This window comes from Rhizobium sp. WYCCWR 11146, assembly GCF_013591995.1.
Classification (GTDB): domain Bacteria; phylum Pseudomonadota; class Alphaproteobacteria; order Rhizobiales; family Rhizobiaceae; genus Rhizobium; species Rhizobium indicum.
In genome coordinates this window covers 1-23444 of the sequence record NZ_JACCEY010000043.1, presented here as the reverse complement: position 1 = coordinate 23444, position 23444 = coordinate 1, and the positions used below count along the sequence as shown (strand labels likewise).

Sequence of the window (23444 nt, the reverse complement as noted above, 5' to 3'; positions counted from 1 at the left end):
CTTTCAAAGCGGCCGGTTGATGTTTTTATAGGTCTCGCCGAACTGCTTCAGCCGCTCGTCATAGGCAGCCTTGATACACGCCGCATCCGCTCCGCATTCCTGCCGCTTTTTCAGCCAGGCCGTCTGTTCGTCCTGCAATGTTCCGCGCGAACCCATCGCCAGCAGGCCGGAGAGCAGCTCGAAAGTCGTCACCATCTTCACATCGGCGTCGTTGAGTGCGCGGTTGTCGCAGATCGCTTTTTCATCCGCCTTCAATTCTTTCGCATCGCAATCGAAGCTTGCTGCCTGTGCCAGGTTCGATCCACTGAGCAGGATCGCAAAGCCGAGGGCCGCTGTCGTCGTTCTTGTCGTGATCATTCATATGTTCCTATTGATGCCGGTCAGACTAGCTTCCGCAGTGCCAGAGCCAGGAAGATGATGCAGATGAGCCAGACGGCAAGGATGAAGATCAGTCCGACCCGGCTGGAGGGACGCTCGATGCGCCCTGTCGCCTCCGTACGAAGCTCGTTCATCACCTCTGCCGGAACGAGCCGGATCGCCAGCATGATACCGAGCGGCACGATGAGAAGATCGTCGAGATAGCCGAGGATGGGGATGAAATCGGGGATGAGATCGATGGGCGACAGCGCGTAGGCGGCAACGGCGCCGGCCACCGCTTTGGCATGCCACGGTACGCGGGGATCGCGGGCGGCAAGCCAGAGGGCCACGATGTCACGCTTCAGTGACTTCGTCCAGTTTTTGGCTTTTGATATCAGTTGCATGGCCAATCTTCCTGAATCAAATTCACAATGACTTCAACCGGTTTCCAAGACGCCCTCTCGCATTGTTCTTCCATGCTTCCGCCCTCTTTCCTTTCTAGCGTCGGGCCGCAGAACAGGATGATTTTAGGCCGGTTCGGCCTAAAATCTGAATCCTGTTCGTAATTAAATAGTTAGAGCATGATGTCGTCCGAAAACCGCTCACACTTTTCGGCATCATGCTCTAAAACGTTCCTCAAGAGGATTCAAAAGGGATACCCATGCAAGGCCTGTTCAAGCGCGCCTCCGTCTCGCTATTCGCTCTCATGCTCGTTCTGCCGCTTGCTGCCCATGCGCAGACGGCAAAGACCGTACCCGAGAGCCAGATGCAGATGCAGCTCTCCTTCGCGCCGCTCGTCAAACAGACGTCAGGCGCCGTCGTCAACGTTTATGCGGAAAAGACCGTCCAGCGGCAGTCGCCCTTTGCCGGCGACCCTTTCTTCGAGCAATTTTTCGGCCAGCAGATGCCAAACCGTTCGGAGAAGCAGTCTTCGCTCGGCTCCGGCGTCATCGTTGAGGCGAACGGCACTGTCGTGACCAACAATCACGTCATCGAGGGCGCCGACGATATAAAGGTGGCGCTCTCGGACGGCCGCGAATTCCCCTGCAAGGTGGTGCTGCGCGACGACCGTGTCGATCTTGCCGTGCTGAAGATCGACACCAAGGAAAGCTTTCCGACATTGCCGATCGGCAATTCCGATACGGTCGAGGTCGGTGATCTCGTGCTGGCGATCGGCAATCCCTTCGGTGTCGGCCAGACAGTGACCAGCGGTATCGTCTCGGCGCTTGCCCGCAACCAGGTGATCAAGAACGAGTTCGGCTTTTTCATCCAGACCGATGCCTCGATCAATCCCGGCAATTCCGGCGGCGCCTTGATGAACATGAAGGGCGAGCTGATCGGCATCAACACGGCGATCTTCTCGCGCGGCGGCGGCTCGAACGGCATTGGCTTCGCTATCCCCGCCAATCTGGTCAAGGTCTTCCTCGCGTCGGCCGATGCCGGTGTCAAATCCTTCGAACGGCCCTATGTCGGCGCAAGCTTCGATGCTGTGACCTCGGAAGTGGCCGAGGCGCTGGGGCTGAACAAGGCCCGCGGCGCGCTCGTCGTCAAGGTTTCGGAAGGTGGGCCGGCGGCCAAGGCTGGGCTGAAGGCCGGCGAAATCGTCACCGCCGTCGATGGAATTTCCGTCGAGCACCCGGATGCGCTGCTCTACCGGCTGACCACGGCCGGTCTCGGCAATTCGGTCAAGCTCACCGTCATCGAGAACGGCCGCGAGGAGCAACTGCCGCTGACGCTCGCCCGCGCCCCGGAAACCTCGCCGCGCGACCAGCGCATCATTGGCGGACGCACGCCGTTTAGCGGTGCCGTCGTCGAGAACCTGTCGCCGCGGGTCGCTGACGAGCTGCGCATGCCGCCGGAATCGGCGGGCGTCGTCGTCTCCGAGGTGAAGGAGGATTCGCCTGCCGCCCGTCTCGGTTTCGAACCGAAGGATATCATCGTCTCGATCAACGGCACCGATGTGAAGTCGACCAGCGAACTGTCCGAGATCGCCGATAGCGACCCCGGCTTCTGGCGGGTCGAGATCGAGCGCGACGGCCAGCGCATCCGGCAATTCTTCCGATGAGCAACGATCTCTTCGCGCCGCGCGTTCCGGAGGAGGTCGCCGCCAGGCGGCCGCTTGCCGACCGGCTGCGGCCGAAGACGCTTGCCGATGTCACCGGTCAGGAACACCTGACCGGTGAGGATGGCGTGCTGAAAAGGATGATCGAAAGCGGCTCGCTCGGCTCGATGATCTTCTGGGGGCCGCCCGGCACCGGCAAGACGACGGTGGCACGGCTGCTCTCGGGCGAGGCGGGACTGGCCTTCGAGCAGATATCGGCGATCTTTTCCGGCGTCGCCGATCTGAAGAAGGTGTTCGAGACAGCCCGCCTGCGGCGTATGGACGGCCGTCAGACGCTGCTCTTCGTCGATGAGATCCATCGTTTCAACCGCGCCCAGCAGGACAGTTTCCTGCCGGTCATGGAGGATGGCACCGTCATCCTCGTCGGCGCCACCACCGAGAACCCTTCCTTCGAACTCAACGCCGCTCTGCTGTCTCGGGCCCGTGTGCTCACCTTCAAGTCGCATGACGAGGAGAGCCTCGAAGAACTGTTGAAGCGTGCCGAGGCGATCGAGCAGAAGCCGCTGCCGCTGACGGAGGATGCCCGCGCCAGCCTGATCCGCATGGCCGATGGCGACGGCCGCGCGGTGCTGACGCTCGCCGAAGAAGTCTGGCGCGCCGCGCGCGAAGGCGAGAGCTTCGATACCGAAGGCCTGACGCGCATCGTCCAGCGCCGTGCCCCGGTCTACGACAAGGCGCAGGACGGCCACTACAATCTGATCTCGGCGCTGCATAAATCCGTGCGCGGCTCGGATCCCGATGCCGCGCTCTATTATCTCGCCCGTATGTTCGATGCCGGCGAGGACCCGCTCTACCTCGGCCGGCGGCTGGTGCGCATGGCGGTGGAGGATATCGGTCTTGCCGATCCGCAGGCGCTGGTGATCTGCAATGCCGCCAAGGATGCCTATGAGTATCTCGGTTCGCCGGAAGGCGAACTGGCGCTGGCGCAGGCCTGCGTCTATCTCGCCACCGCCCCGAAATCGAATGCCGTCTACACCGCCTTCAAGGCGGCAAGCCAGGCGGCAAAGCAGAACGGCTCGTTGCTGCCGCCGAAGCATATCCTCAATGCGCCGACCAAGCTGATGAAGGGCGAGGGTTACGGCGACGGCTACCGCTACGACCACGACGAGCCGGATGCCTTTTCCGGCCAGGACTATTTCCCGGAGAAGATGGGACGCCAGATCTTCTACGATCCGCCGGAGCGCGGCTTCGAGCGTGATATCCGCAAGCGGCTGGAATGGTGGGCAAAACTTCGCAAGGAGCGCAATCCGCGCTGAAACCTGGCGAACCTCAGGAGGCGCGCGGCGTCTTCTGATTTGCCGGCGCGGCGATCACCTTGACAGACGATTCCGCAAGCCCGTGATGACCTTCCATATCGACGATGACATGCCAGTGACCGCTTTCCGGGACGGCGATCTTGATCGGCGATTTGCGTGCCACGCCACCGATATATTTGAAATCGAGAACCTCGGTGAACCGCTGGAAATTCGGGGCCGTCATCAGGCGGACATTGTTCACCGCATTCAACGACACCTCGATGATCGTTCCGGCGCGTTGTTCCTTGAGATCGTAATGGGTGAAGCGGAAATTCGGTTTCGGCATCGGTCTCGTGGCGTCTGAAGTCTCTGCGCCAGGATTTTACCAGAATGTGGGTTAAGGAAAAGTTGGAAATCGGCCGTTCAGCTCATGTCTTCGTACTCCCGCTGCATGAAAACAGCGGGAGTACGGCAAGTTTTAGTGGATTTTCGCAGTGCCGCGCGCAAAGGGCGCGAATTCAAGCACCATGCCTGCGGCCGCCCTATGGATATCGGCGGAGGGGCAGTTGCATTCCCCTGCGGCGAAGTGGAGGGCGGCCGCCTCATTGATGAAGAGCCCGCCGACGAGGCCTTCGCGGTCGTGGACGATCCAGCGGCCGCTTCTGTCGCGGCCGACGGTGAAGCGAGCAGAAGGCGAGGGCGCTGCAGAAGGCAGGCTGCGGCGTTGCTGTGCGTTTGCCATTGTGATGATCCTTGGGGTCCTGATGCTTCAGCGGGAGATGAGGTTGAAGGTCATCTGCACCAGCCCGGCAAAAGCCATCGCTGCCGCAAGGCGGGGCGCAATGGCGGCAAAGCCGGAGAGCATCGGATGGGAGGGATTGGCGGCGAGTGCTCTGATGGGACTGCGTTGCAGCGGGTCGCTCTCGGCACTCGGTTCAGTCAGGCGTGACATCGTTTGTCCTTTCGAAATCTCACTCAACCGCCGCTTGACGATGCGGCGGTGTCACGCCTTGGAAGATAGGCGCCTGCGGATAGGGTTTCCATTTGGCGCCAAAGAGGAAAATATAAAAATCTCATAGGGATAGCGCCTTCCTCGCGCTGCTTTCGTCAAGGAAAGGCGCAAGCGCTTCGCCGATGGCCGAACACAGTTCCGGCTCGACGGCGACAAGCGGCAGGCGAAGCTCGACCTCCAGCCCGCGCATCAGCCGCAGTGCGTGCTTGATCCTCGCCGGATCGCCCTCCGGCCCGAGCGCTGATATCAGCGGCAGCAACCGATCCTGCAGCGAATGCGCGGCCAAAAGGTTCCCGGCCCGGGCCGCCTGCTGCATCGAGGTGAAGAGCCGCGGCACCACATTGGCGCCCGACGAGATCATGCCGTCGCCGCCGGCGATGGTGAAGGCGAGCGCGGAAGGATCATGCCCGGAAAAGAAGCGGAAGCGCTGCCGCAGGAACGGCGAGAGGCCGGTAAAGCGGGCGATATCGCCCGTGGCGTCGCGGATGCCAAAAATCCCTGGTATGGCCGCCAGCCTGCCGAGCGTTTCCGTCGAAAGATCGCTCGCCGTCTGCGCCGGCGCATGGTCGACGATGACAGGCAGTCCGCCGGCTGCCGCCACCTGCTCGAAGTGGTGGACGATGCCTTTCTGCCCGGGCTTGGAATAATAGGGCACGGTGACGAGTGCTGCAGCGGCGCCCAGCGCTTCCGCCTCACGGGTGAGCGCGATCGTGCTGTCGGTGGAGTTGGTGCCGGTGGCGGCGATGACCGGCACGCGGCCGGCCGCAGACCGAATGACGAGATCGATCACTTTGGCGCGCTCCTGCGGCGAAAGCGTCGAGCCTTCACCCGTCGTCGAGCAGACGGTCAGCCCGTCGACGCCGCTGAGAATCTGCCATTCCGCAAGTGCGCGAAGCGCCGGCCTGTCGAGACCGTCATGACGAAACGGCGTAACGAGGGCGGTGATCGCGCCGCCAAGGCGCGGCATTCTCGCCGTTTCCACGGGCCAGCCTCAGAGCCAGCCGAAAATGACGTAGAGCTCGACGCAGGCGAGCACCACGCCGAAGACGATCAGCGCCTGGGCGGCGCGTTTCTCGCGCATCTGCCGGCTGCCGCGCGTGATCCTGTGCGGGCGAAGGGGCTGGAAACCGGAAGACATGACATCTCGCTTGGCATTTGACCTTTGCAGTGATGACGAAAGGCTACTGCCGCTTGCGATAGGAAATCCATTCGGAGCGAGGCGCGAAAATATAGGGATGACATAAAGACCAATGCGAGAAATTTCGAAGCGTTGTGTCGGAAAGACATGAGCGCCACCGTCCTTGCGGTATCGACGCAAACATGGGAGCAAGGACATGTCGAAGATGACGCTGATTTCGATGATCGCAACGGCTGCCGCATTCCTGGCGGCGCCCGATATATCAGGCGCCGACAGCAGCACGCCTGTTATCGAGGAGAAGAAGGCTGCAGCGCCGATTGTCAGGAAGGGAAGTCTGCCGGTCAACGGCATCGATTATTATTACGAGATCCGCGGCGAGGGCGAGCCGCTGCTGCTCCTTCACGGCGGCCTCGGGCAGATCGAGATGTTCGCGCCGGTCATGCCTGTTTTCACCGACCACCGGCAGGTGATCGCCGTCGATCTGCAGGGCCATGGCCGCACGCCCCTCGGCAAGCGGCCGATCGAGCTTCCGGCCATCGGCGCCGATCTCGCAATCCTGATGAAGCAGCTCGGTTACGACAAGCTCGATGTCTTCGGCTATTCCTTCGGCGGCGGGGTGGCGTTGAACATGGCGGCGAACGCGCCAGACCAGGTGCGCCGGCTGGTGATCCTCTCGGCACCCTATGCGCAGAACGGCTTCTTCCCGGAGATGCTGCCGCAGCAGGCGGCCGTCGGCGCCGGTATGGCCGACATGATGAAGGACACGCCGATGTTCCTCTCCTACAAGGCGGTGGCGCCTGACGTTTCGGAATTTCCGAAGCTGCTCGACGCCATGGGCGCGCTGATGCGCGAACCCATCGACTATAGCGATGCCGTCGCCAAGCTCACCATGCCGGTCATGCTGATCTATGGCGATGCCGACATGATCCGGCCCGAGCATATGATCGACTTCTACCACAAGCTCGGCGGCGGTCTGCGCGATGCCGGATGGATGCGGGAAAACATGTCGAAGAACCGGCTGGCGATCCTGCCCGATCTCACCCACTACGAGACCTTCGCTTCGCCTCTGATGGCGAATATGGCGATGACCTTCCTCGATGGCGGCGGCAAGGCGCCGAACTGGGCCGAGCAGGTTGGAAAGTAAGCGAAGACGGCCGGGTTTTCCCGGCCGCCCTTCCTCCGCAATCAGCCGCCGCGCTGGTTTTCCCGATCCAACTTCGTCACCAGCGCCAGGATCGTTTCCGAAACCGGCGTCGGCACGGCGCTCAGGCGTCCGAGCGCCACCACCATGCCGACCAGCGGCGTTATTTCGAGCGCCTTGCCGCCGATCAGATCCTGCAGCATCGATGTGCGCACGCCGCCGATATGGCGCGATTGTTCCAACCGCTGCTCGACGGTCATGCTGAACCGCGCACCCAAGGCCTCGCCGACGGCGCGGACCTCACTCATCACCCTACCGACCGTAGCCGAAAGGGCGGGATCCGCCATGATGTCGGTCATCAGCGCCCTGGTCAGCGCGCTGATCGGGTTGAAGGCGGCGTTGCCCATCAGCTTGCTCCAGATCTCGCCGCGGATATCAGGCGTCGTCGTAATGCTGAGGCCGGCGCCGGTCAGCGCCGCGGCGATCGTCTCGAGATCGGGCGAGATGTCGCCGGAGGGCTCGCCGAGCACGAAGCGGCCGTTGTGGGAAAGCTGGATCTCGCCGGGGTTGATCACCTCGGCACCCTGATAAGCGACGCAGCCGATGACGCGTTCCGGCCCGATCAGCCGCCACAGCCTGCCGCCGGGATCGAGCTCGTCGAACTGCAGCTCGGCATGCCGGCTCTGGGTATCGCGGTGAAAATACCACCACGGAATGCCGTTGAGGATCATGACGACGCGGGTGCCCTCCTTGAGGAGGCCTGCAATGCCTTCGGCGGCGGGCGCCAGCTGATGCCCCTTGAGGCCGGTGATGACGAGATCCTGCGGCGGCAATGTCCTGGGATCGTCGGTCGCGGTAAGGCGGACATTGAGTGGCCTTTCCGCATCGGCTTCGCGCAGGCTGAGACCGTTGTCGCGGATGGCGTGGAGATGCGCGCCACGCGCGATAACGGAGATGGCGGCGTCGTTTCCGGCTTGGCTTGCAAGCTTGGCGGCGATAGCGCCGCCGAGCGCCCCGGCGCCATAGATGCAGATGGACTTGATGGACATGCTCGCCTCTTCATGGTGGTGATCGAAACTAGATCTAGGCCATGAGAGGCTCAAGGCGAACGTCAATTTGCCGCATGCTGCACTTTCCTGCACCCACCCTGGTCTTCAGGCAGCCGTTGCTTCGCTTGGAAAATCCGTGGACAAAGCGAGCTGGCGCCAGACGGCAAGTTCCTTTTCGACGCTGGCATGCTGCTCCTCGATCACGGCTACCGTATCGCTGCCGAACGGCATGCGCAGCGGCGGATTGGGCGAATTGGCGAGCGTCATGATGCCGGCGGCAAGTTTGGCGGGATTGCCGGGCTGGGCATGGTTTGCGTCGGCAGCGAAACTACGCATGTTGCCGGCCGGCGTACCCTCGTAGTCCGCGATGGAGGCCGGGCTGATCGCCAGCGAGGTGTCGGCGAGGAAGTCGGTGCGGAAGAAGCCCGGCTCGACGATCGTCACCTTGATGCCGAAGGGTTCGAGTTCGGCGGCCATCGATTCGGACAGGCCTTCGACGGCGAACTTCGTCGAGCCGTAGACGCCCCAGCCGGGATAGCCGAAATAACCGCCGATCGACGAGAAGTTCAGGATGTGGCCGGAGCGCTGGCGGCGCATATAGGGCAGCACGGCTCGTGTCACCTTCAGCAGGCCGAAGACGTTCGTGGCATAGAGCTTTTCGATCTCTTCGGCCGTGGCTTCCTCGACAGCGCCGAGCAGGCCGTAGCCGGCATTGTTGGCGAGGACGTCGATGCGGCCGAAGCGGGCGATGCCGGCAGCCGCTGCCTCCTTGGCCTGCGCCTCGTTGGTGACGTCGAGGGCGACGGCAAGCAGGTTCGGATGGTCGCCGAACTGCTCGATCACGGTCTTCGGGTTGCGGGCGGTGGCGATGACGGCATCGCCTGACGCAAGGGCTTCTTTGGTCATCAGCGCGCCGAAGCCGCGGGATGCACCAGTAATGAACCAGACTTTCATAACGAATTCCTTTCGAACTGTTCGGTTGCGGCATCTCTGTGCCGACGAGGTGAATTTGACCGAAAATCCATTACTGTATAAGATTTGTTATTTTTGAAACTATGATGAGTTTGATTCAGTAATGCGCGCTACCGAACTGTCCGAACTCGCGGCCTTTGCCGCCGTCGCGCGGCATAAGAGCTTTCGCAAGGCCGGCGAGGAGAGGGGTGTCACCGCCTCTGCGGTGAGCCATGCCGTGCTCAATCTCGAAGACCGGATCGGCATCCGCCTGCTTAACCGCACGACGCGCAGCGTCTCGCTGACGGAGGCCGGCGAACTGCTGATCTCGCATCTCGACCCGGCCTTCGGCGAGATGGCGGCAGCACTCGATGCGCTGAACCGCTATCGCGACACGCCGTTCGGCAAGGTGAGGATCAACGTGCCGAATTCGATCGGCCCCTTCGTCATCGGTCGCATCATCGGTCCGTTGCTGAAAAAGAACCCCAACTTGCAGCTGGAGATCAACGCGACCGACAGGCTGGTCGATATCGTCGAGGAGGGTTTCGATGCCGGCATCCGCTTCGGCGAGCGCGTCACCGAGGGCATGATCGCGCTGCGCATAAAACCGCGCATCCGCCTGGTCGTCGTCGGTTCGCCTGCCTATTTCGAGACCCGGCCGAAGCCGGCGACACCGCACGAGCTCAAGCGCCATCTCTGCATTCAGAACATGTTTCCGTCAGGCGCGCGTTATGCCTGGGAGTTCGAGAAGGACGGCCAGGCGGTGAGCTTTCAGCCGACCGGACCGCTGTCGCTCGACGATCACGAGCTAATGATGCAGGCAGCGCTCGGCGGCGTCGGCCTTGCCTATATCTGGGAGCCCCGCGTGGAAAAGGCGGTCGCCGGCGGCGAGCTGATCCAGGTGCTGGACGACTGGTGCCAGCCGGAGGAACCGCTCTATCTCTACTATCCGAGCCGCCGCCATATGTCGGCGGGCTTCAGGGCGGTCATCGACGCGATGAAGGCGGAGTAAAAGAGGCCAGGATGCCTGCCCGCCGCCGGCGGTCACCCAGCACAGCTGGGATCAGCCGGTGGCGGACCAAGGCTCCGATATCAGCGAGAAAAGCGCCGACGGGTAAGAAATTGGCGTCGCTGGCGCGATCCATGTCAAGTCGGCGGCCATCAAGCCCGCGTGCCGGCAATCGTCTGAAGCGCCGCAAAATAAACCGCTAGGTCGCGGGCAGGATCTGCCGGGAGCGTCGTTGCACGGAACACCTTGCCTCCCGTCGCCTCGATCCCTCCGTCGATCATCAGGTTGTCGGCCATGCCGTGATTTTCGATCGCGATGCCATCCGGTCCGCGGGGGCGTCCGCTCGTCTCGTCGATATCGAGCCCCGCATACCAGATCGAGCGAACGCGCAGGCCATAGTCGTCGGGGTGATTGGTATAGGCGAAGACCGCTTTTCCCAGCGCAATCATAAAGCCGATCTCGTAGACCGTACCCGGATCGGCGCTGACGCCTCGAAAAGGAGTGATGTTGGCAAGGCAGATTTCGGCTCGACGCATGGCGTCGTCGTTGCGTGCATAGATCTCTGCGGCCGTCCGCTTCACCGGCGTCTGGTTTTCGTCGCTGCCGGGACCGGTCGGCTCGAAGCCGAACTGGCGCGCCAATCGGCGTTTTTCGGCCATGATGGGCATGGCATCCGGAAGAAAGACTTCCGGGCCGGCAAGGTAAATGGTGGTCATCGGTATCCTTCACTCACAAGACGAGGCGCCGGGGTGGGACAGCCAGGCACGCCGTCTTTTTCCGACGGAAGCGCGGCAAATGGCAAGCCGTACCGGCAGGCATTGTCCAATTTTTTTACTAGCAGCCTGATGCGGCGGCAGTGGACGGGCAACGGTCGACTTCATTCCCGACACAGCGGAGGGACGTCCGGAGGAGCTGCGCTATCTCCATCATCGAGTCGCCGCCTGAGATCGGCGGGTTTCAGGCGGCGAGGCGATGCAGGCGGAATAAAAAGCTTGAGGTTCGCGCCTGTCACCCTTTTGACTCCCGTGGACGAACCGGCCAAAGATGCCGCCTTGGCCAACATCGTCGGGAGAGGTTGATGAACGGTCGGATTTTGCCAGCTGGTATTCGAAGAGCCCCAAAGCGGCTCAAATGTCTGTTCCCCGCTTTGGCTGCGCTGATGCTGCTCGCCTCGGCAGCGGTCGGGCGGGACATTGGGCCGCAAAGCCCGGCCTCGCGCGAACAGGTCGAAAAACTCGTCGGCCTCTGGAAAGATCACTTTGCCGGCGCCGATAGCCTGCAGCAGCGGCGAACGGCCTTCAGGACGCTGATGGAGACGACGCCGGGGCCGACGCGCATCCAGGTGCGGCAGGTCGATGCCGACGGCGTCGACGCCGAGCTGATGTGGCCTGCCCGTCTTCATCACCCGATCGGCCAAAGGGTAATCCTCTATATTCATGGCGGCGGCTTTTCCAGCGGCTCCATTCGCACACATAGTCTGCTTGCCGGCTCGCTCGCCAAGGCCGCATCCAGCGACATTCTTCTCATTGATTATCGGCTGATGCCCGAATATGGCTACCCCGCGCAGATCAACGACGCGCTGACCGCCTATCGCTGGCTTCTCGACAACGGCTATCGGAGCGAGAATGTGATCGTGGCCGGAGACGGCGCCGGCGGCAATATCGCGATCGAGACGGTGCTGAGGCAGATGCAGGCGGCAAAGCCGTTGCCGGCGGCTGTGATTGCGCTCAGCCCCATCACCGATCTTGCCGCGACAGGCGGATCTATGACATCAAACGCCGGAAGCGATCCGCTGGTCGGCAAGGACTGGATCGAGACCTTGCGCAAGACCTATCTCCGCAGCCGGTCTCCGACCGATCCCCAGGCATCGCCGCTTTATGCTGACATGACCGGCTTTCCGCCGCTGTTGCTGCAGGTCGGCTCCGGCGAAGTCCTGCTGGACGATACGCTGCGGCTCGCCGACAAGGCGCGCGTGGCGGGAGTGGACGTCACTACCGAGGTCTGGCCGGGCATGCCGCATCAGTGGCAGCTGTTTCCCTCTCTGCTCGACGATGCCGATCGGTCGAGCCAGAATATCGCTGAGTTTGCGATCCGGCATTTTGCGGACAAACCGCAAGAGTAGGGGTCGCAAGAGCAGATGCCGGACGCCCTCCGTCATTGCATCATTGCGATGTGCCGCGGGACGGTGAGGGCGCCAGAGGCCGCTCGACCTCTCGGCCGACGCTGAGCGTCTTTCGCACATTCGGCTCCAGCCGCTCGATATAGGCGTGGTCGGGTGCAGCGCCCAGCGCATCCAGCATTTTCGAGAAGAAACACCGGGCCGCTGCCGCAGCCGTGACGTCGAAGACATCGGCGTCGCTCAGCCCGTGTTTCTTCAGTCCGTCGATATCCTGCTGCGTCACCGACGTCGCATCGCGCGCCACCTTGGCGGCAAAAGCCATGATCGCGCGTTCGCCGGCATCGATCGGCGCCTTCTCCGTCTCGTTGACAACAGCCGTCAGCCCGTCGCTGGTGAAACCCTCGCGCAGCAGCACCGAGCCGTGCGCCAGCATGCAATAGGAGGATTTGAGCTCCTTGGCCGCCGCCAGCGTCACCAGTTCGTAGCGCCGCAAGCTCATATGGCCGCGAATGCTCGAAAGCAGCGCCGCCCAGCTCTCCATCACCTCCGGCCGATGGCCGAAGGCCCGATACATGTTCGGCAGATAACCATAATTCGCCTCGGCCGACGCATACATCGACGTCGTCTTCTCGCTGGCGGATGCGTTGGGGGTGTGAATGAAAGCCATGGCATGATCCTCCTCTATTGGGAGAAGGATAGGGTAGATAAGCAGGACAGCAATCCTGAAACGTCAGGCAGCATCACTGCTCGCAGAAGCGTTACCACTTCTCTTGATTGGAAGCGTTACGGTGAATGTCGATCCGCACCCTCTTGCACTTCGAACCTCTATCGAGCCGTCGTGCAGTTCGATGATCTGCTTCACCAGATTGAGGCCGATACCCGTTCCGGCAATCCCGGTCGACGTCCGGGCCCGAAAATAGCGCTGGAACAGCCGGGGCACGTCTTCGGCATCGATCCCCACGCCATCATCGCTGATCGAAACTTTGACGTTTCCCGTCTCCGCCCATGCGGTGACGCGAATTTCTGAGGTTCCGGGCGCGTACTTGACGGCATTGGAAAGCAGGTTGGTAAAGACCTGTGCCAAAGTGCGGGGATCGGCATCTATGAACTCCGGCAGCCGATCGATATCCAACACAAAGCTGTGCGATTTTGAGATCGTCGACTGCCGCTCGCAACAGGTTTTTATCAATGATCTCAATGCGCAGGCGTCGTAGTTGATATCGATCTTGCCAGTGTCGAGGCGTCCGGCTGACAGGATGCTCTCCATGAGATCGACAATCCGGGTCACCGATGCGCGGATTTGATCGACCTTGTCGCTGAGAAATTCGGGCTCGACCGCCCCCTTTTTTCGCAGCAGCCGCTGGGCAGCAGCGTCGATGATTGCCAGCGGGGTCCTGAATTCATGGGATGCCATCGCCACGAATTGCCGTTGCAATTCGTTGATGTTCCTCTCCTGCGCCAGCATTCGCTCGAGTTCCCGCGCCTGCCGCTCGACTTCTGCCGTGCGGCTCTTAACCGTCGCTTCGAGCTGATCGTGATGCCGGCGCAGCTCTTCCGCCAACCGGACGGTCTTGGTGACATCCTCATGGGTGGCCACGTATCCACCGTTTTGCATCGGATTGTGGGTGATCTTGATAACGCGCCCATCGGCCAGGACGATGTTTTGGCTGGCCGGCGCACCGCGGGTTGTTGCTTCGAAGACCACATCAAAATAGGTCGTGGTATCGGCCGGGCCATTTCCCTCCCGGCTGCGATAGGCCAGGATATCCACAAGTGGTGTCCCCGGTTGCGTTAGCAGGTCCGGCAGATTGTACATCCGCGCGTAGGAGGCGTTGCACAATATCAGGTTCTTTGTCGAATCGAACATGCACAGCCCATGCGGCATGTTGCTGAGCGCTGCGTCGAACCGGCGATGTTGTTCGGTCAGGCTGTCTTCGACGCGAATGAGAGTCGAGATGTCTTCGTAACTGAGGATCCAGCCTCCATCCCGTGATGGGGCGCAGGTCAATGAGACCATCCCTCCGTCGGAAAGGGCAAACTGAGACGTGGGCGCTCCACCGGCCATCGACCGCCGGGATGCCACTGCACGGCAGTTTGCGGTGCCCGGCAATCCGTCGATATTCATGCCTTTGCGGATGGCGCCTTGCGGAAGGCCGAGAATATCAAGCGTGCGTGAATTGAAAGCCGTCACCGTACCGGCAGGATCGAGCAGAACAATGCCCTGAGGCAGGCTCTCCAGGATAGATTCAAACGAGTGTGGCATCATCCGGCCCTGCTTCAGATCTGGCGCGTTGCACGTATCCGTAGCATTCGTCACAAACGATAAAGTTTCGCTAATGCCTCTGGGCGGGCGTTCCTTGAGAGCAATTCCAGCAAAACTGCGCCGCGATTCTGCGTCACTTAGCCGAGTTGGGCCAGTTGCTCGTCCAGAAAATCAAGGATGTCCTCGCCCACCTCGTTGACGTCACCCGGCATGGGTTCGCCGGTCTCCTGATAAACAAGCCAAGCAACGTACATGAGTGCCGTCGTGAGCGCATTCCAGGCGCCTTCGCTGGACTTCCCGGCCGCCTCGGAGAGTCGGCGAAGCGTCCCCGCTCCTCGTCGCTATAGACGAGATCGGAGACGTATCGGCCGGTCAGTCCTGCAGTCCTGCGCCATCACCCCAGGTGCGGATTGCCGCCAAGGCGGCCTCGGCCTCCGGCGCGTGGGGTTCGGTACGCTTGATTTGGAGGACCAGAGAAGCGGCGACGGCTGCCAAGCGCCGTGCTTGCTGGCGTGGCGGCAGAGCAATCAGTTCAGCGCGCAGTTTCATCTGTTCATGTTCTTTATCGGGCTGGTCGCAAAATTTTCTGCCTCTCGAGGTTATTGGATCCACGACATCTGCCGCGATCCATTCTGGGAATTGAAAAGCACTATGGCTGCCTTCGCATATATGTTGCCATCTGGGATAAATCCCATGTCGAAGCGGCTATCCAGGCTGTTGTCACGATTGTCGCCCAGCACGAAGTAATGCCCGTTGGGGACAACGAATTCCCTGGTATTGTCGCCACGGGCGTTGTCCACTTGCTCAACGATCGTATAGCTGCGGCCGGATGGCAGCGTCTCCTTAAACGCCTGCACTGTTACTGATTGATAGGTCAATTCACCCGCCGGTTCGCGCTCAACGGCGGTACCATTCAGGTAAAGAATACCGGATTTCATCTGAATGCGGTCACCCGGCAGGCCGACGACGCGTTTCACGTAATCGACCCTCGGGTCCATTGGCGTCCGGAACATGACGACGTCTCCTCGCTCCGGTCCATGTCCAAATATACGACGCTCCGGTCCAAGCCCGTACGGGAGCGAATAGCGGCTGTACCCGTAGGCGTATTTTTGCGCGAACATGTAGTCGCCGCTCTGCAAATTGGGCAGCATCGAGCTCGACGGTATCGTGAATGGTTGAAAGGCGAAACTTCGAACCAGCATCGCCAAGGCGAACGGTGCAATCAAAAAGATCAGGGCAAGACTATACCACCGCGAGTACCACGGAAACACGGTGTCTGCTGGCACCTTCTTTGCTGCACGATAGCCATGCAATAGGCCGATCAGACGCCAGGCCAAGATCAGGAAATATCCAAAAACAGCGGCTGAAGGAACGCCAAACAACCAGAGTTGCGCGATCGAGATGACGATGCCACCCGTAAAGTAAGCAGTCGCTTTCCAGCCGCGCCCGAGATAGGCCATTACGACATCTGGACCGAATAGAAATCCCAGCGTGGCTGCACAAATGGGGCGGCGAGCGCGAAAAGCTTTAAAAATTTGCATAAAAAATCTCAGTAGGTTTGACGAATATACTCAGGTCACAATCGCTCTTTGGCAGCGCCTCATTTCGACTTGTAGTCGAAGTCTTGAAAAATGCCACCCCCCGATTGGCCGCGTGCTATCGCAGAAAAACGTAGCTTTCTCGTGCCCGAGAATATTGGCGGACGTTTTCCTGCTTGCGGCCCAAATTTAGAACGTTCCAATTTTCCGAGTGCTGACCGCCCCTTTGAGGCGCCAGGAATTTGCGTAAAACGTCAGCGTGAACTGAATCGGCGCGAATTTTCACTTGACAGAATTGGAACGTTCCAAATATCTATCGATCAGTCGACGTTGGCGTCGGGGAGGGGAAATGACAAAGGCGCGGGTAACCGTCATTGACATTGCGAAGGCCGCAGGCGTCTCGAAATCGACGGTTTCGCTGGTGCTTCAGGGCTCTTCCCTGGTCAATGAGGGAACGCGTGCCAAGGTCAATACGGTGATGCGCGAGCTGGGCTACGTCTACAATCGTGGCGCAGCCAATCTTCGGCAGGCCGGTGCCAAATCGAGGATCATCGGCGTCGTCGTCAACGACCTGACGAACAGCTTCTTCGCGGAACTGGCAGTCGGCGTCGATATGGTCGTTCAGTCGGCCGGGTTCGTGCAGTTCCTGTCGAACACCAGCGAGAGCATCGACAGGCAGCGTGAGGTTGTCGCATCGATGCGGGAACATGGCATTTCGGGGCTCATCGTGTCGCCGGCGCGCGCCACCGATGCCGCAGACTTCAAGCCGCTTGTCGCCGCAGGGATTCCGGTGGTGGTCGTCGTCAGAAACCTGCCTGGCGCCAAAGTCTCGTCCGTCGTCTCCGACAACCGAGCTGGCATGATGTCCGCAGTCAAGCACCTGGCGGAGCTCGGTCACAAGCGCATCGCCTTTCTCGGCGGCTTTCCCGACACCGCTGTCTTCGACGATCGCGTTGCCGGTTACCGAAACGGCATGGAGGCAGCCGGGCTCGACTATCAAGACCTTGTCATCTCGTCTGCGCCTTCGCGAGCCGGTGGGGTGGAGGCGATCGGGAAGGCAATCGTTCTTGCCGACAAACCCACGGCGGCCGTCTGCTTCAACGATGCCGTAGCCTTCGGTGTTTGCGACGGATTGCGTGCGCGCCGTCTGGAGCCCGGCTCCGACTTCGCGGTCGTGGGTTTCGACGACGTCATCGAGGCTCAGGCAGCGGTTCCGGCGCTGACGACCGTCTCGGTCGATCCGCAGGGCATCGGGCGCCGCGGCGCCCAACTGCTTCTCAAGCAGATCAATGCAGGCAAGGCCGAGGCGGAGACGGTGACAACAGCGGTTCGGCTGGTTGTTCGCGAGAGCTGCGGAGCCCGCAAGAGCGTAGAAATCGAAAAAGGACTCTGAGTAACGCCAATGAAGAAGCATCTCACCCCAACCGAAGCCGCCGCGCTGATCCCGGATGGCGCTGTTGTAACGGTGTCTTCCTCGAGCGGTCTCGGTTGCCCGGACCTCATGCTGAAGGCGATTGGCGAACGTTTCGATGCGACCGGCCACCCTCGTGATATCACGACCCTTCACCCCATCGCCGCCGGCGACATGAGCGGCATCAAGGGTGTCGATCATATCGCCAAGAAGGGCCTGCTCAAGCGCATCATCGGTGGTTCCTATCCGTCCGGTCCATCGTCGTCTGAGCCGCCGCTGATCTGGCAAATGATCACCAACAACGAAATCCCGGCCTACAATATTCCCTCGGGTATCCTTTTCGATATTCATCGCGAGGCCGCCGCGAAGCGGCCGGGCGTCCTGACCAAGATCGGCATCGATACATTCGTCGATCCCAAGCGGCAGGGTTGCGCGATGAACGGCCTGGCTTCGGAGTATCCGGTGGTCAAGCGCGTCCGCTTCGAGGGCGACGACTGGCTGTTCTTTCCCTCGATCGTCCCTGAGGTCGCCATCATCCGCGCCACCACCGCCGACGAGCGCGGTAACCTCACATACGAACATGAAGGCGCCTATCTCGGTGGCCTCGATCAGGCGCTTGCCGCACGCAATAATGGTGGCATCGTCATCGCCCAGGTCAAGCGGATCACCAAGGAAGGCTCGCTGAAACCCCATGACGTCCGGGTGCCTGGAATGCTGGTCGACTATGTGATCGTCGATCCGGAACAGAAGCAGACGACGCAGACGCAATATGATCCGGCGATTTCGGGGGAGATCTTCCGCCCGCTCGATAGTTTCAGCGTTCCGGAGTTCAATGTTCAGAAAGTCATCGCGCGTCGTGTCGCGCAGGAACTGCAAGCGGGAAGCTGCGTCAATCTCGGTTTCGGCATATCGGCCAACGTGCCGCGCATCCTGCTGGAGGAAGGGCTCCATGGCGCGGTCACCTGGGTTATCGAGCAAGGCGCGGTCGGTGGCGTGCCGTTGCTCGACTTCGCCTTTGGCTGCGCCTCCAATGCAGACGCCTACATGCCGTCCCCCTATCAGTTCACCTACTTCCAGGGTGCAGGCTTTGATGCATCGCTGCTGTCCTTCCTCGAGATCGGCAAAGACGGTTCGGTCAACGTCTCCAAGCTTTCCTTCCGGCCGCATGTGACGGCTGGCGCCGGAGGCTTCGTCGACATCACGGCGCGGGCAAAGAAGATCGTCTTCTCCGGCATGTTCAATGCCGGAGCGAGGCTTTCGATCGCCGATGGAGCTCTTCTCATCAACAAGGAAGGCAAGCTGAAGAAGCTCGTGAACGAGGTCGAACATGTCACTTTCAGCGGCAGGCGCGCGATCGAGCAGGGGCAAGAGATCACCTATGTCACCGAGCGGTGCGTGATGAAGTTGACGCCCGATGGCGTCGTCCTCACCGAGATTGCCCCCGGCGTCGATCTCCAGTCCCACATCCTCGATCAGTCGGAGTTTCCGCTGATCGTGGCGCCCGAGCTGAAGGTCATGGACGCCGCGCTTTTCCGGGAGACAAACATCGGCCTGTCGCTTCCAGAAAAAAGCGCACGGACGCTGGAGGGCACCTTCCATGGCTAGCGGTACAGTCAGAATTGACGTCGATGGACATGTTGCGACGCTGACGATTTCTCGTCCGGAGAAGTTGAACGCGCTCGACCTCGACATGCTCAAGGCGTTGGCGGATGCAGCCGACGAAGTGGAGGCCAACGCCAATGTGCGCGCTGCCATTCTCACAGGCGAAGGAAAGGGCTTTTCCGCCGGAGGCGATATCAAGGCCTGGGGCGGAATGTTGCCTCAGGAGTTCGGTCATCTCTGGGTTCGACACGGCCATCGCATCTTCGAAAGACTGGCGACGCTCAGGATACCGCTGGTCGCGGCTCTGAACGGCCACGCCCTCGGAGGAGGGCTTGAACTTGCAGGGGTTGCGGACATTCGCCTCGCCGAGGAACAGATCAAGATCGGCCTGCCGGAGACCGGCCTTGGAATGGTGCCGGGCTGGTCCGGGACCCAGCGTCTTGTGCGCCGGTTCGGGGCGCAGGCCGTCCGGCGCATGGCCTTGGGCGGCGAGATATTCACCGCCGAGGAGGCACGCCTGCTCGGGATCGTAGACGCGGTCGTTCCCACAGGAAACGCGGTCGCCGCCGCCAGGGAATATGCGCAGCGGATTGCCGCAAGGGGGCCGGCTGCGACTGAGATCGCGAAGTTGATGATCGCATCGGCGAACGGCGAAGACAACGGAACCGCGGTCGAAGCCCTCGGCTCGATCCTCGCTGCGAAGACCGGCGATCTGAAGGAGGGCGTCGCGTCATTCAGCGAGAAGCGCCCGGCAACGTTCAAGGGAGAATGGTAATGACGGTTCTCGTCAACCCCACCGCGCTCAGCGACCACAAAGCGCGTGATTTCAAGATGCTCATCGATGCTAAATGGGAGGCAGGCAGCTCCGATCCGATCGAGCGTGTCGCGCCGAGCCATGGCGTCGTGGTCAGCCGGTTTCCGACCGGCAGCAAGAGGGACGCCGAGCGTGCGATCGCTTCGGCACGCAAGGCGTTCGACCTCGGGCCATGGCCCCGAATGACCGCTTCCGAACGTTCCGCCATTCTGCTCAAGGCTGCCGATTTGATCGCAGCGCGCGCAGAGGAGCTGGCATTTCTCGATGCGATCGAGGCGGGAAAGCCGATCACCCAGGTGCGAGGGGAAATTGTAGGCTCCGTTGACATATGGCGCTACGCGGCGGCGCTTGCCCGCGACCTCCATGGTGAAAGCTACAACACGCTCGGCGATGGCACCCTGGGTGTCGTCTTGCGCGAAGCGATCGGGGTGGTGTCGATCATCACGCCCTGGAACTTCCCGTTCCTGATCGTCGGCCAGAAGCTGCCATTCGCTCTGGCCGCAGGTTGCACGACCGTCGTCAAGCCCTCGGAACTGACCTCAGGATCGACGCTGGTGCTGGGAGAGATCCTGCAGGAAGCAGGCATTCCGGATGGCGTCGTCAACATTGTCACCGGTACGGGACCGGAGGTCGGCGCGGTCATGACCTCCCATCCTGACGTCGACATGGTGTCCTTCACCGGCTCGACCGGGGTCGGAAAGCTGACGATGTCGAATGCCGCACAGACGCTGAAGAAGGTCTCGTTGGAATTGGGCGGGAAGAACCCGCAGATCGTGTTTCCGGATGCCGATCTCGATGCGTTCATCGATGCCGCGGTCTTCGGCGCATACTTCAATGCCGGCGAATGCTGCAATGCCGGCTCGCGGCTGATCCTTCACAAATCAATCGCTTCCGAGCTCGTCAAGCGGATTGCCGAGCTGTCGAAGGCGGTGAAGGTCGGCGATCCGCTCGATCCTTCGACGCAGGTCGGCGCCATCATCACGCCTGAGCATCTGGAGAAGATATCAGGATACGTCGCCGGTGCGCGGAGCAGCGGTGCCCGGCTTGCCCATGGCGGCGAGACGCTCGATCTCGGCATGGGGCAGTTCATGTCGCCGACGATCCTCGAAGAGGTTACCCCTGATATGGCCGTGGCGCGCGAGGAAGTCTTTGGTCCGGTGCTTTCGGTCCTGACATTCGAGACGCCAGCTGAAGCGATCAGGATTGCGAATTCCATCGACTACGGCCTGTCGGCCGGTGTCTGGAGCCGCGATTTCGACACCTGCCTGACGATCGGCCGATCGGTGCGGGCGGGCACGGTCTGGATGAACACCTTCATGGACGGCGCCTCGGAACTTCCCTTTGGCGGTTACAAGCAAAGCGGCCTCGGCCGTGAGCTCGGCCGCCATGCGGTTGAAGATTACACGGAGACCAAGACGCTCAACATGCATATCGGCAAACGCACCAGCTGGTGGATGCCGCAGACGGAAAAGCCGGCTTAGCCGGCGGACGAACTACGCCCGGGGAGGGCGGGTGATTGGTGCGGGAATGGGTCCCGCATCTTCCAAACTGGAACTGGGAGGTTCTTCGATGAACAAGTTTTTGAGCTCGGCAGCTGTTGCTGTCGTGATGATGGCTGGCCTCAGTGCCGCCCACGCCGCCGACGTCAAGGAAGTGCAGATGCTGCACTGGTGGACGTCGGGCGGTGAGGCGGCGGCGCTGAACGTCTTGAAGCAGGATCTTTCCAAGGAAGGTTTTGCCTGGAAGGACGTTCCGGTTGCCGGCGGTGGCGGCGATGCGGCGATGACGGCGCTGAAGGCGATGGTTGCGGCCGGCACCTATCCGACAGCCTCGCAGATGCTGGGCTATACCGTGCTCGATTATGCCCAGGCCGGCGTCATGGGCGATCTGACCGAGACGGCGAAGAAGGAAGGCTGGGACAAGTCGGTTCCGGCAGCCCTTCAGAAGTTCTCGGTCTATGACGGCAAGTGGGTCGCAGCCCCGGTCAACGTTCACTCGGTCAACTGGCTGTGGATCAACAAGGCGGTGATGGACAAGATCGGCGGCACCCAGCCGAAGACCTTCGACGAGCTGATCGCGCTGCTCGACAAGGCGAAGGCCGCAGGCGTCATCCCGCTGGCTCTCGGCGGCCAGAACTGGCAGGAAGCGACGATGTTCGATTCCATCGTGCTGTCGACCGGCGGTCCGGAGTTCTACAAGAAGGCCTTCAACGACCTCGACGAGGAATCGCTGAAGTCCGACACGATGAAGAAGTCGTTCGATAATCTGGCGACGATCATCAAGTATGTCGACCCGAACTTCTCGGGCCGCGACTGGAACCTGGCAACCGCCATGGTCATCAAGGGTGATGCGCTGGTGCAGGTGATGGGCGACTGGGCCAAGGGCGAATTCGTCGCCGCCAAGAAGACGCCGGATACCGACTTCCTGTGCTACCGCTTCCCCGGCACCGACGGCAGCGTGGTCTACAACTCCGACATGTTCGGCATGTTCAACGTTCCTGATGACCGCAAGGCCGCCCAGGTGGCGCTGGCAACCGCGACGCTGTCGAAGAGCTTCCAGTCGGCCTTCAACGTCGTCAAGGGTTCGGTGCCGGCTCGCACCGACGTTCCCGATACCGACTTCGACGCCTGCGGCAAGAAGGGCATCGCCGACCTGAAGGCTGCCAACGAAGGCGGCACGCTGTTCGGCTCGCTGGCGCAAGGCTACGGCGCGCCTCCGGCCATCGCCAATGCCTACAAGGATGTCGTCTCGAAGTTCGTCCACGGCCAGATCAAGACCTCCGACGAGGCCGTGACCCAGCTGGTCCAGGCGATCGACGACGCACGATAAAGCGATATCGCAAGCTCTCCCCGGTCAAGCCGACCGGGGAGAGCCCCGATGCCGATGACTTTCCGGAGATGAGCCAATGAGTTCTGTTGCGACAACAGAACCCGCGATCACAACGCGCGGGACAAGAGCATCCATTCGTGGCCGGCTGCAGGATGCGCTGCCGAAGATCGTCTTGGCGCCGAGCTTCGTCATCACCATCATCTTCGTCTACGGCTTCATCGTCTGGACGGCCTATCTCTCCTTCACCAATTCCAAGACCTTTCCCTCCTATGCGCTGACCGGAGCACGCGCCTATCAGCGGCTGTGGCGCTGGACCTTCGAGAGCGATCCGCCGTCTTCCTGGTACACCTCGATCACCAACATGGCGATCTTCGGCTTCCTCTATATCGGCATCTGCCTGGTGCTCGGTCTCTTCCTCGCCATCCTGCTCGACCAGAAGATCCGCGGCGAGAGCGTGTTGCGGCCGATCTTCCTCTATCCGATGGCGCTCTCCTTCATTGTGACAGGCGTTGCCTGGAAATGGTTCCTCGATCCCGGCCTCGGGCTGGAACAGACGCTGCACCACTTCGGCTGGACGAGCTTCCACTTCGACTGGATCAAGAACAAGGACTTCGTCATCTACACCGTCGTCATCGCCGGCGTCTGGCAGGCGTCGGGCTTCGTCATGGCGATGTTCCTGGCGGGTCTGCGCGGCATCGACGGTGAGATCATGAAGGCGGCCCAGATCGATGGCGCCTCGCCCTTCCAGCTCTATCGGCGCATCGTCATTCCACTGCTGCGGCCGATCTTTCTGTCGGCCTTCATCGTGCTCGCCCATATGGCGATCAAGTCCTACGACCTCGTGGTGGCGCTGA

Annotated in this window: 25 protein-coding genes; 11 read left to right on the top strand and 14 right to left on the bottom strand. The window is 61.3% G+C overall.

The genetic code is table 11. The features are described from left to right. Positions 1–3: 3 nt before the first annotated feature. Both HX899_RS33185 and HX899_RS33180 read right to left on the bottom strand, forming a co-directional pair. Positions 4–357, bottom strand: a complete 354-nt coding sequence (locus HX899_RS33185; RefSeq protein WP_180196755.1) for a lysozyme inhibitor LprI family protein — start codon at positions 355–357, stop codon at positions 4–6. Positions 358–380: 23 nt separating this feature from the next. Further along, a complete protein-coding gene (locus tag HX899_RS33180) occupies positions 381–761 on the bottom strand; it encodes a YkvA family protein (protein WP_138391180.1) in 381 nt (126 codons plus the stop codon). A 257-nt stretch (positions 762–1018) separates the two neighbouring features. On the opposite strand from HX899_RS33180, the gene HX899_RS33175 reads away from it, so the two are divergent. Both HX899_RS33175 and HX899_RS33170 read left to right on the top strand, forming a co-directional pair. After that, positions 1019–2422, top strand: coding sequence for a DegQ family serine endoprotease (locus HX899_RS33175; protein WP_171600103.1), 1404 nt, complete (start codon positions 1019–1021; stop codon positions 2420–2422). Next, positions 2419–3735, top strand: a complete 1317-nt coding sequence (locus HX899_RS33170; protein WP_131644115.1) for a replication-associated recombination protein A — start codon at positions 2419–2421, stop codon at positions 3733–3735. Before HX899_RS33175 ends, HX899_RS33170 begins: the two co-directional genes overlap by 4 nt. Positions 3736–3748: 13 nt before the next feature. Here HX899_RS33170 and HX899_RS33165 read toward each other — a convergent pair whose 3' ends face one another. The 5 genes from HX899_RS33165 to HX899_RS33145 all read right to left on the bottom strand — a co-directional run bounded on the left by HX899_RS33165 (position 3749) and on the right by HX899_RS33145 (position 5864). After that, positions 3749–4060 carry a DUF1883 domain-containing protein gene (locus HX899_RS33165; RefSeq protein WP_003547605.1) on the bottom strand — a complete coding sequence of 104 codons (312 nt, stop codon included), beginning with the start codon at positions 4058–4060 and terminating at the stop codon, positions 3749–3751. A 132-nt stretch (positions 4061–4192) separates the two neighbouring features. After that, positions 4193–4456: a hypothetical protein gene (locus tag HX899_RS33160; RefSeq protein ID WP_138328185.1), complete on the bottom strand. Its 264-nt coding sequence runs from the start codon at positions 4454–4456 to the stop codon at positions 4193–4195. Positions 4457–4483: 27 nt separating this feature from the next. Then, complete coding sequence (locus HX899_RS33155; RefSeq protein WP_171600104.1) at positions 4484–4666, bottom strand: hypothetical protein; 183 nt, start codon at positions 4664–4666, stop codon at positions 4484–4486. Between the two features lie 121 nt (positions 4667–4787). Beyond that, positions 4788–5708: a 4-hydroxy-tetrahydrodipicolinate synthase gene (dapA, locus tag HX899_RS33150; RefSeq protein ID WP_181294458.1), complete on the bottom strand. Its 921-nt coding sequence runs from the start codon at positions 5706–5708 to the stop codon at positions 4788–4790. 9 nt (positions 5709–5717) lie between these two features. Then, entirely contained in the window at positions 5718–5864 is a 147-nt protein-coding gene (locus tag HX899_RS33145; RefSeq protein ID WP_171600105.1) for a hypothetical protein, read from the bottom strand. A 196-nt stretch (positions 5865–6060) separates the two neighbouring features. On the opposite strand from HX899_RS33145, the gene HX899_RS33140 reads away from it, so the two are divergent. Next, positions 6061–7008 (top strand): alpha/beta fold hydrolase, encoded by a 948-nt coding sequence (locus tag HX899_RS33140; RefSeq protein ID WP_003558581.1) that lies wholly within the window; start codon positions 6061–6063, stop codon positions 7006–7008. 41 nt (positions 7009–7049) lie between these two features. Here the strand turns inward: HX899_RS33140 and HX899_RS33135 are convergent, their stop codons facing one another. Together HX899_RS33135 and HX899_RS33130 are read right to left on the bottom strand one after the other, a co-directional pair. Further along, positions 7050–8054, bottom strand: coding sequence for a ketopantoate reductase family protein (locus HX899_RS33135; RefSeq protein WP_138391174.1), 1005 nt, complete (start codon positions 8052–8054; stop codon positions 7050–7052). A gap of 105 nt (positions 8055–8159) precedes the next feature. Beyond that, the gene (locus HX899_RS33130; RefSeq protein WP_138391173.1) at positions 8160–9008 is read right to left on the bottom strand and encodes an oxidoreductase; all 849 of its coding nucleotides are present in this window, start codon (positions 9006–9008) and stop codon (positions 8160–8162) included. Positions 9009–9129: 121 nt separating this feature from the next. Between HX899_RS33130 and HX899_RS33125 the strand changes: the two genes are divergently transcribed. Further along, on the top strand, positions 9130–10017 hold the full coding sequence (locus HX899_RS33125) for a LysR family transcriptional regulator (RefSeq protein ID WP_171600108.1): 888 nt from the start codon (positions 9130–9132) through the stop codon (positions 10015–10017). Between the two features lie 149 nt (positions 10018–10166). On the opposite strand, the gene HX899_RS33120 is transcribed toward HX899_RS33125, so the two are convergent. Next, positions 10167–10730 carry a nucleoside 2-deoxyribosyltransferase gene (locus HX899_RS33120; RefSeq protein WP_181294457.1) on the bottom strand — a complete coding sequence of 188 codons (564 nt, stop codon included), beginning with the start codon at positions 10728–10730 and terminating at the stop codon, positions 10167–10169. Positions 10731–11161: 431 nt separating this feature from the next. Between HX899_RS33120 and HX899_RS33115 the strand changes: the two genes are divergently transcribed. Beyond that, a complete protein-coding gene (locus tag HX899_RS33115; RefSeq protein WP_171600115.1) occupies positions 11162–12136 on the top strand; it encodes an alpha/beta hydrolase in 975 nt (324 codons plus the stop codon). 40 nt (positions 12137–12176) lie between these two features. Here HX899_RS33115 and HX899_RS33110 read toward each other — a convergent pair whose 3' ends face one another. From HX899_RS33110 to lepB, 4 genes are all read right to left on the bottom strand, one after another. Continuing rightward, on the bottom strand, positions 12177–12800 hold the full coding sequence (locus HX899_RS33110; RefSeq protein WP_018241667.1) for a carboxymuconolactone decarboxylase family protein: 624 nt from the start codon (positions 12798–12800) through the stop codon (positions 12177–12179). Positions 12801–12863: 63 nt separating this feature from the next. Then, positions 12864–14399: a PAS-domain containing protein gene (locus HX899_RS33105; RefSeq protein WP_171600111.1), complete on the bottom strand. Its 1536-nt coding sequence runs from the start codon at positions 14397–14399 to the stop codon at positions 12864–12866. A 369-nt stretch (positions 14400–14768) separates the two neighbouring features. Beyond that, positions 14769–14945, bottom strand: coding sequence for a hypothetical protein (locus HX899_RS35395; protein ID WP_246413080.1), 177 nt, complete (start codon positions 14943–14945; stop codon positions 14769–14771). A 50-nt stretch (positions 14946–14995) separates the two neighbouring features. Further along, positions 14996–15937 carry a signal peptidase I gene (gene lepB, locus HX899_RS33095; RefSeq protein WP_246697237.1) on the bottom strand — a complete coding sequence of 314 codons (942 nt, stop codon included), beginning with the start codon at positions 15935–15937 and terminating at the stop codon, positions 14996–14998. A gap of 346 nt (positions 15938–16283) precedes the next feature. On the opposite strand from lepB, the gene HX899_RS33090 reads away from it, so the two are divergent. The 6 genes from HX899_RS33090 to HX899_RS33065 all read left to right on the top strand — a co-directional run. Continuing rightward, on the top strand, positions 16284–17327 hold the full coding sequence (locus HX899_RS33090; protein ID WP_181294456.1) for a LacI family DNA-binding transcriptional regulator: 1044 nt from the start codon (positions 16284–16286) through the stop codon (positions 17325–17327). 9 nt (positions 17328–17336) lie between these two features. Then, positions 17337–18950: an acyl CoA:acetate/3-ketoacid CoA transferase gene (locus HX899_RS33085; protein ID WP_181294455.1), complete on the top strand. Its 1614-nt coding sequence runs from the start codon at positions 17337–17339 to the stop codon at positions 18948–18950. Next, positions 18943–19722, top strand: coding sequence for an enoyl-CoA hydratase/isomerase family protein (locus HX899_RS33080; RefSeq protein ID WP_130739179.1), 780 nt, complete (start codon positions 18943–18945; stop codon positions 19720–19722). Before HX899_RS33085 ends, HX899_RS33080 begins: the two co-directional genes overlap by 8 nt. Then, the gene (locus HX899_RS33075) at positions 19722–21242 is read left to right on the top strand and encodes an aldehyde dehydrogenase family protein (protein ID WP_181294454.1); all 1521 of its coding nucleotides are present in this window, start codon (positions 19722–19724) and stop codon (positions 21240–21242) included. The genes HX899_RS33080 and HX899_RS33075 overlap by 1 nt, the downstream gene beginning before the upstream one ends. A gap of 88 nt (positions 21243–21330) precedes the next feature. Next, the gene (locus HX899_RS33070) at positions 21331–22590 is read left to right on the top strand and encodes an ABC transporter substrate-binding protein (RefSeq protein ID WP_181294453.1); all 1260 of its coding nucleotides are present in this window, start codon (positions 21331–21333) and stop codon (positions 22588–22590) included. A 76-nt stretch (positions 22591–22666) separates the two neighbouring features. Continuing rightward, the coding region (locus HX899_RS33065; RefSeq protein WP_181294452.1) for a carbohydrate ABC transporter permease at positions 22667–23444 on the top strand (778 nt) is incomplete at its 3' end.

Excerpts from the sequence above, each read along its gene's own strand:
- HX899_RS33155 (WP_171600104.1), bottom strand. The coding sequence starts at position 4,666 with ATGTCACGCCTGACTGAACCGAGTGCCGAGAGCGACCCGCTGCAACGC.
- HX899_RS33075 (WP_181294454.1), top strand. The coding sequence starts at position 19,722 with ATGACGGTTCTCGTCAACCCCACCGCGCTCAGCGACCACAAAGCGCGT.
- HX899_RS33175 (WP_171600103.1), top strand. The coding sequence starts at position 1,019 with ATGCAAGGCCTGTTCAAGCGCGCCTCCGTCTCGCTATTCGCTCTCATG.
- HX899_RS33090 (WP_181294456.1), top strand. The coding sequence starts at position 16,284 with ATGACAAAGGCGCGGGTAACCGTCATTGACATTGCGAAGGCCGCAGGC.
- HX899_RS33085 (WP_181294455.1), top strand. The coding sequence starts at position 17,337 with ATGAAGAAGCATCTCACCCCAACCGAAGCCGCCGCGCTGATCCCGGAT.
- HX899_RS33185 (WP_180196755.1), bottom strand. The coding sequence starts at position 357 with ATGATCACGACAAGAACGACGACAGCGGCCCTCGGCTTTGCGATCCTG.
- HX899_RS33105 (WP_171600111.1), bottom strand. The coding sequence starts at position 14,399 with ATGATGCCACACTCGTTTGAATCTATCCTGGAGAGCCTGCCTCAGGGC.
- HX899_RS33135 (WP_138391174.1), bottom strand. The coding sequence starts at position 8,054 with ATGTCCATCAAGTCCATCTGCATCTATGGCGCCGGGGCGCTCGGCGGC.
- HX899_RS33145 (WP_171600105.1), bottom strand. The coding sequence starts at position 5,864 with ATGTCTTCCGGTTTCCAGCCCCTTCGCCCGCACAGGATCACGCGCGGC.
- HX899_RS33120 (WP_181294457.1), bottom strand. The coding sequence starts at position 10,730 with ATGACCACCATTTACCTTGCCGGCCCGGAAGTCTTTCTTCCGGATGCC.
- HX899_RS33125 (WP_171600108.1), top strand. The coding sequence starts at position 9,130 with ATGCGCGCTACCGAACTGTCCGAACTCGCGGCCTTTGCCGCCGTCGCG.
- HX899_RS33180 (WP_138391180.1), bottom strand. The coding sequence starts at position 761 with ATGCAACTGATATCAAAAGCCAAAAACTGGACGAAGTCACTGAAGCGT.
- HX899_RS33110 (WP_018241667.1), bottom strand. The coding sequence starts at position 12,800 with ATGGCTTTCATTCACACCCCCAACGCATCCGCCAGCGAGAAGACGACG.
- HX899_RS33160 (WP_138328185.1), bottom strand. The coding sequence starts at position 4,456 with ATGGCAAACGCACAGCAACGCCGCAGCCTGCCTTCTGCAGCGCCCTCG.
- HX899_RS33130 (WP_138391173.1), bottom strand. The coding sequence starts at position 9,008 with ATGAAAGTCTGGTTCATTACTGGTGCATCCCGCGGCTTCGGCGCGCTG.
- HX899_RS33165 (WP_003547605.1), bottom strand. The coding sequence starts at position 4,060 with ATGCCGAAACCGAATTTCCGCTTCACCCATTACGATCTCAAGGAACAA.
- HX899_RS35395 (WP_246413080.1), bottom strand. The coding sequence starts at position 14,945 with ATGAAACTGCGCGCTGAACTGATTGCTCTGCCGCCACGCCAGCAAGCA.
- HX899_RS33170 (WP_131644115.1), top strand. The coding sequence starts at position 2,419 with ATGAGCAACGATCTCTTCGCGCCGCGCGTTCCGGAGGAGGTCGCCGCC.
- HX899_RS33080 (WP_130739179.1), top strand. The coding sequence starts at position 18,943 with ATGGCTAGCGGTACAGTCAGAATTGACGTCGATGGACATGTTGCGACG.
- lepB (WP_246697237.1), bottom strand. The coding sequence starts at position 15,937 with ATGCAAATTTTTAAAGCTTTTCGCGCTCGCCGCCCCATTTGTGCAGCC.
- HX899_RS33140 (WP_003558581.1), top strand. The coding sequence starts at position 6,061 with ATGTCGAAGATGACGCTGATTTCGATGATCGCAACGGCTGCCGCATTC.
- HX899_RS33070 (WP_181294453.1), top strand. The coding sequence starts at position 21,331 with ATGAACAAGTTTTTGAGCTCGGCAGCTGTTGCTGTCGTGATGATGGCT.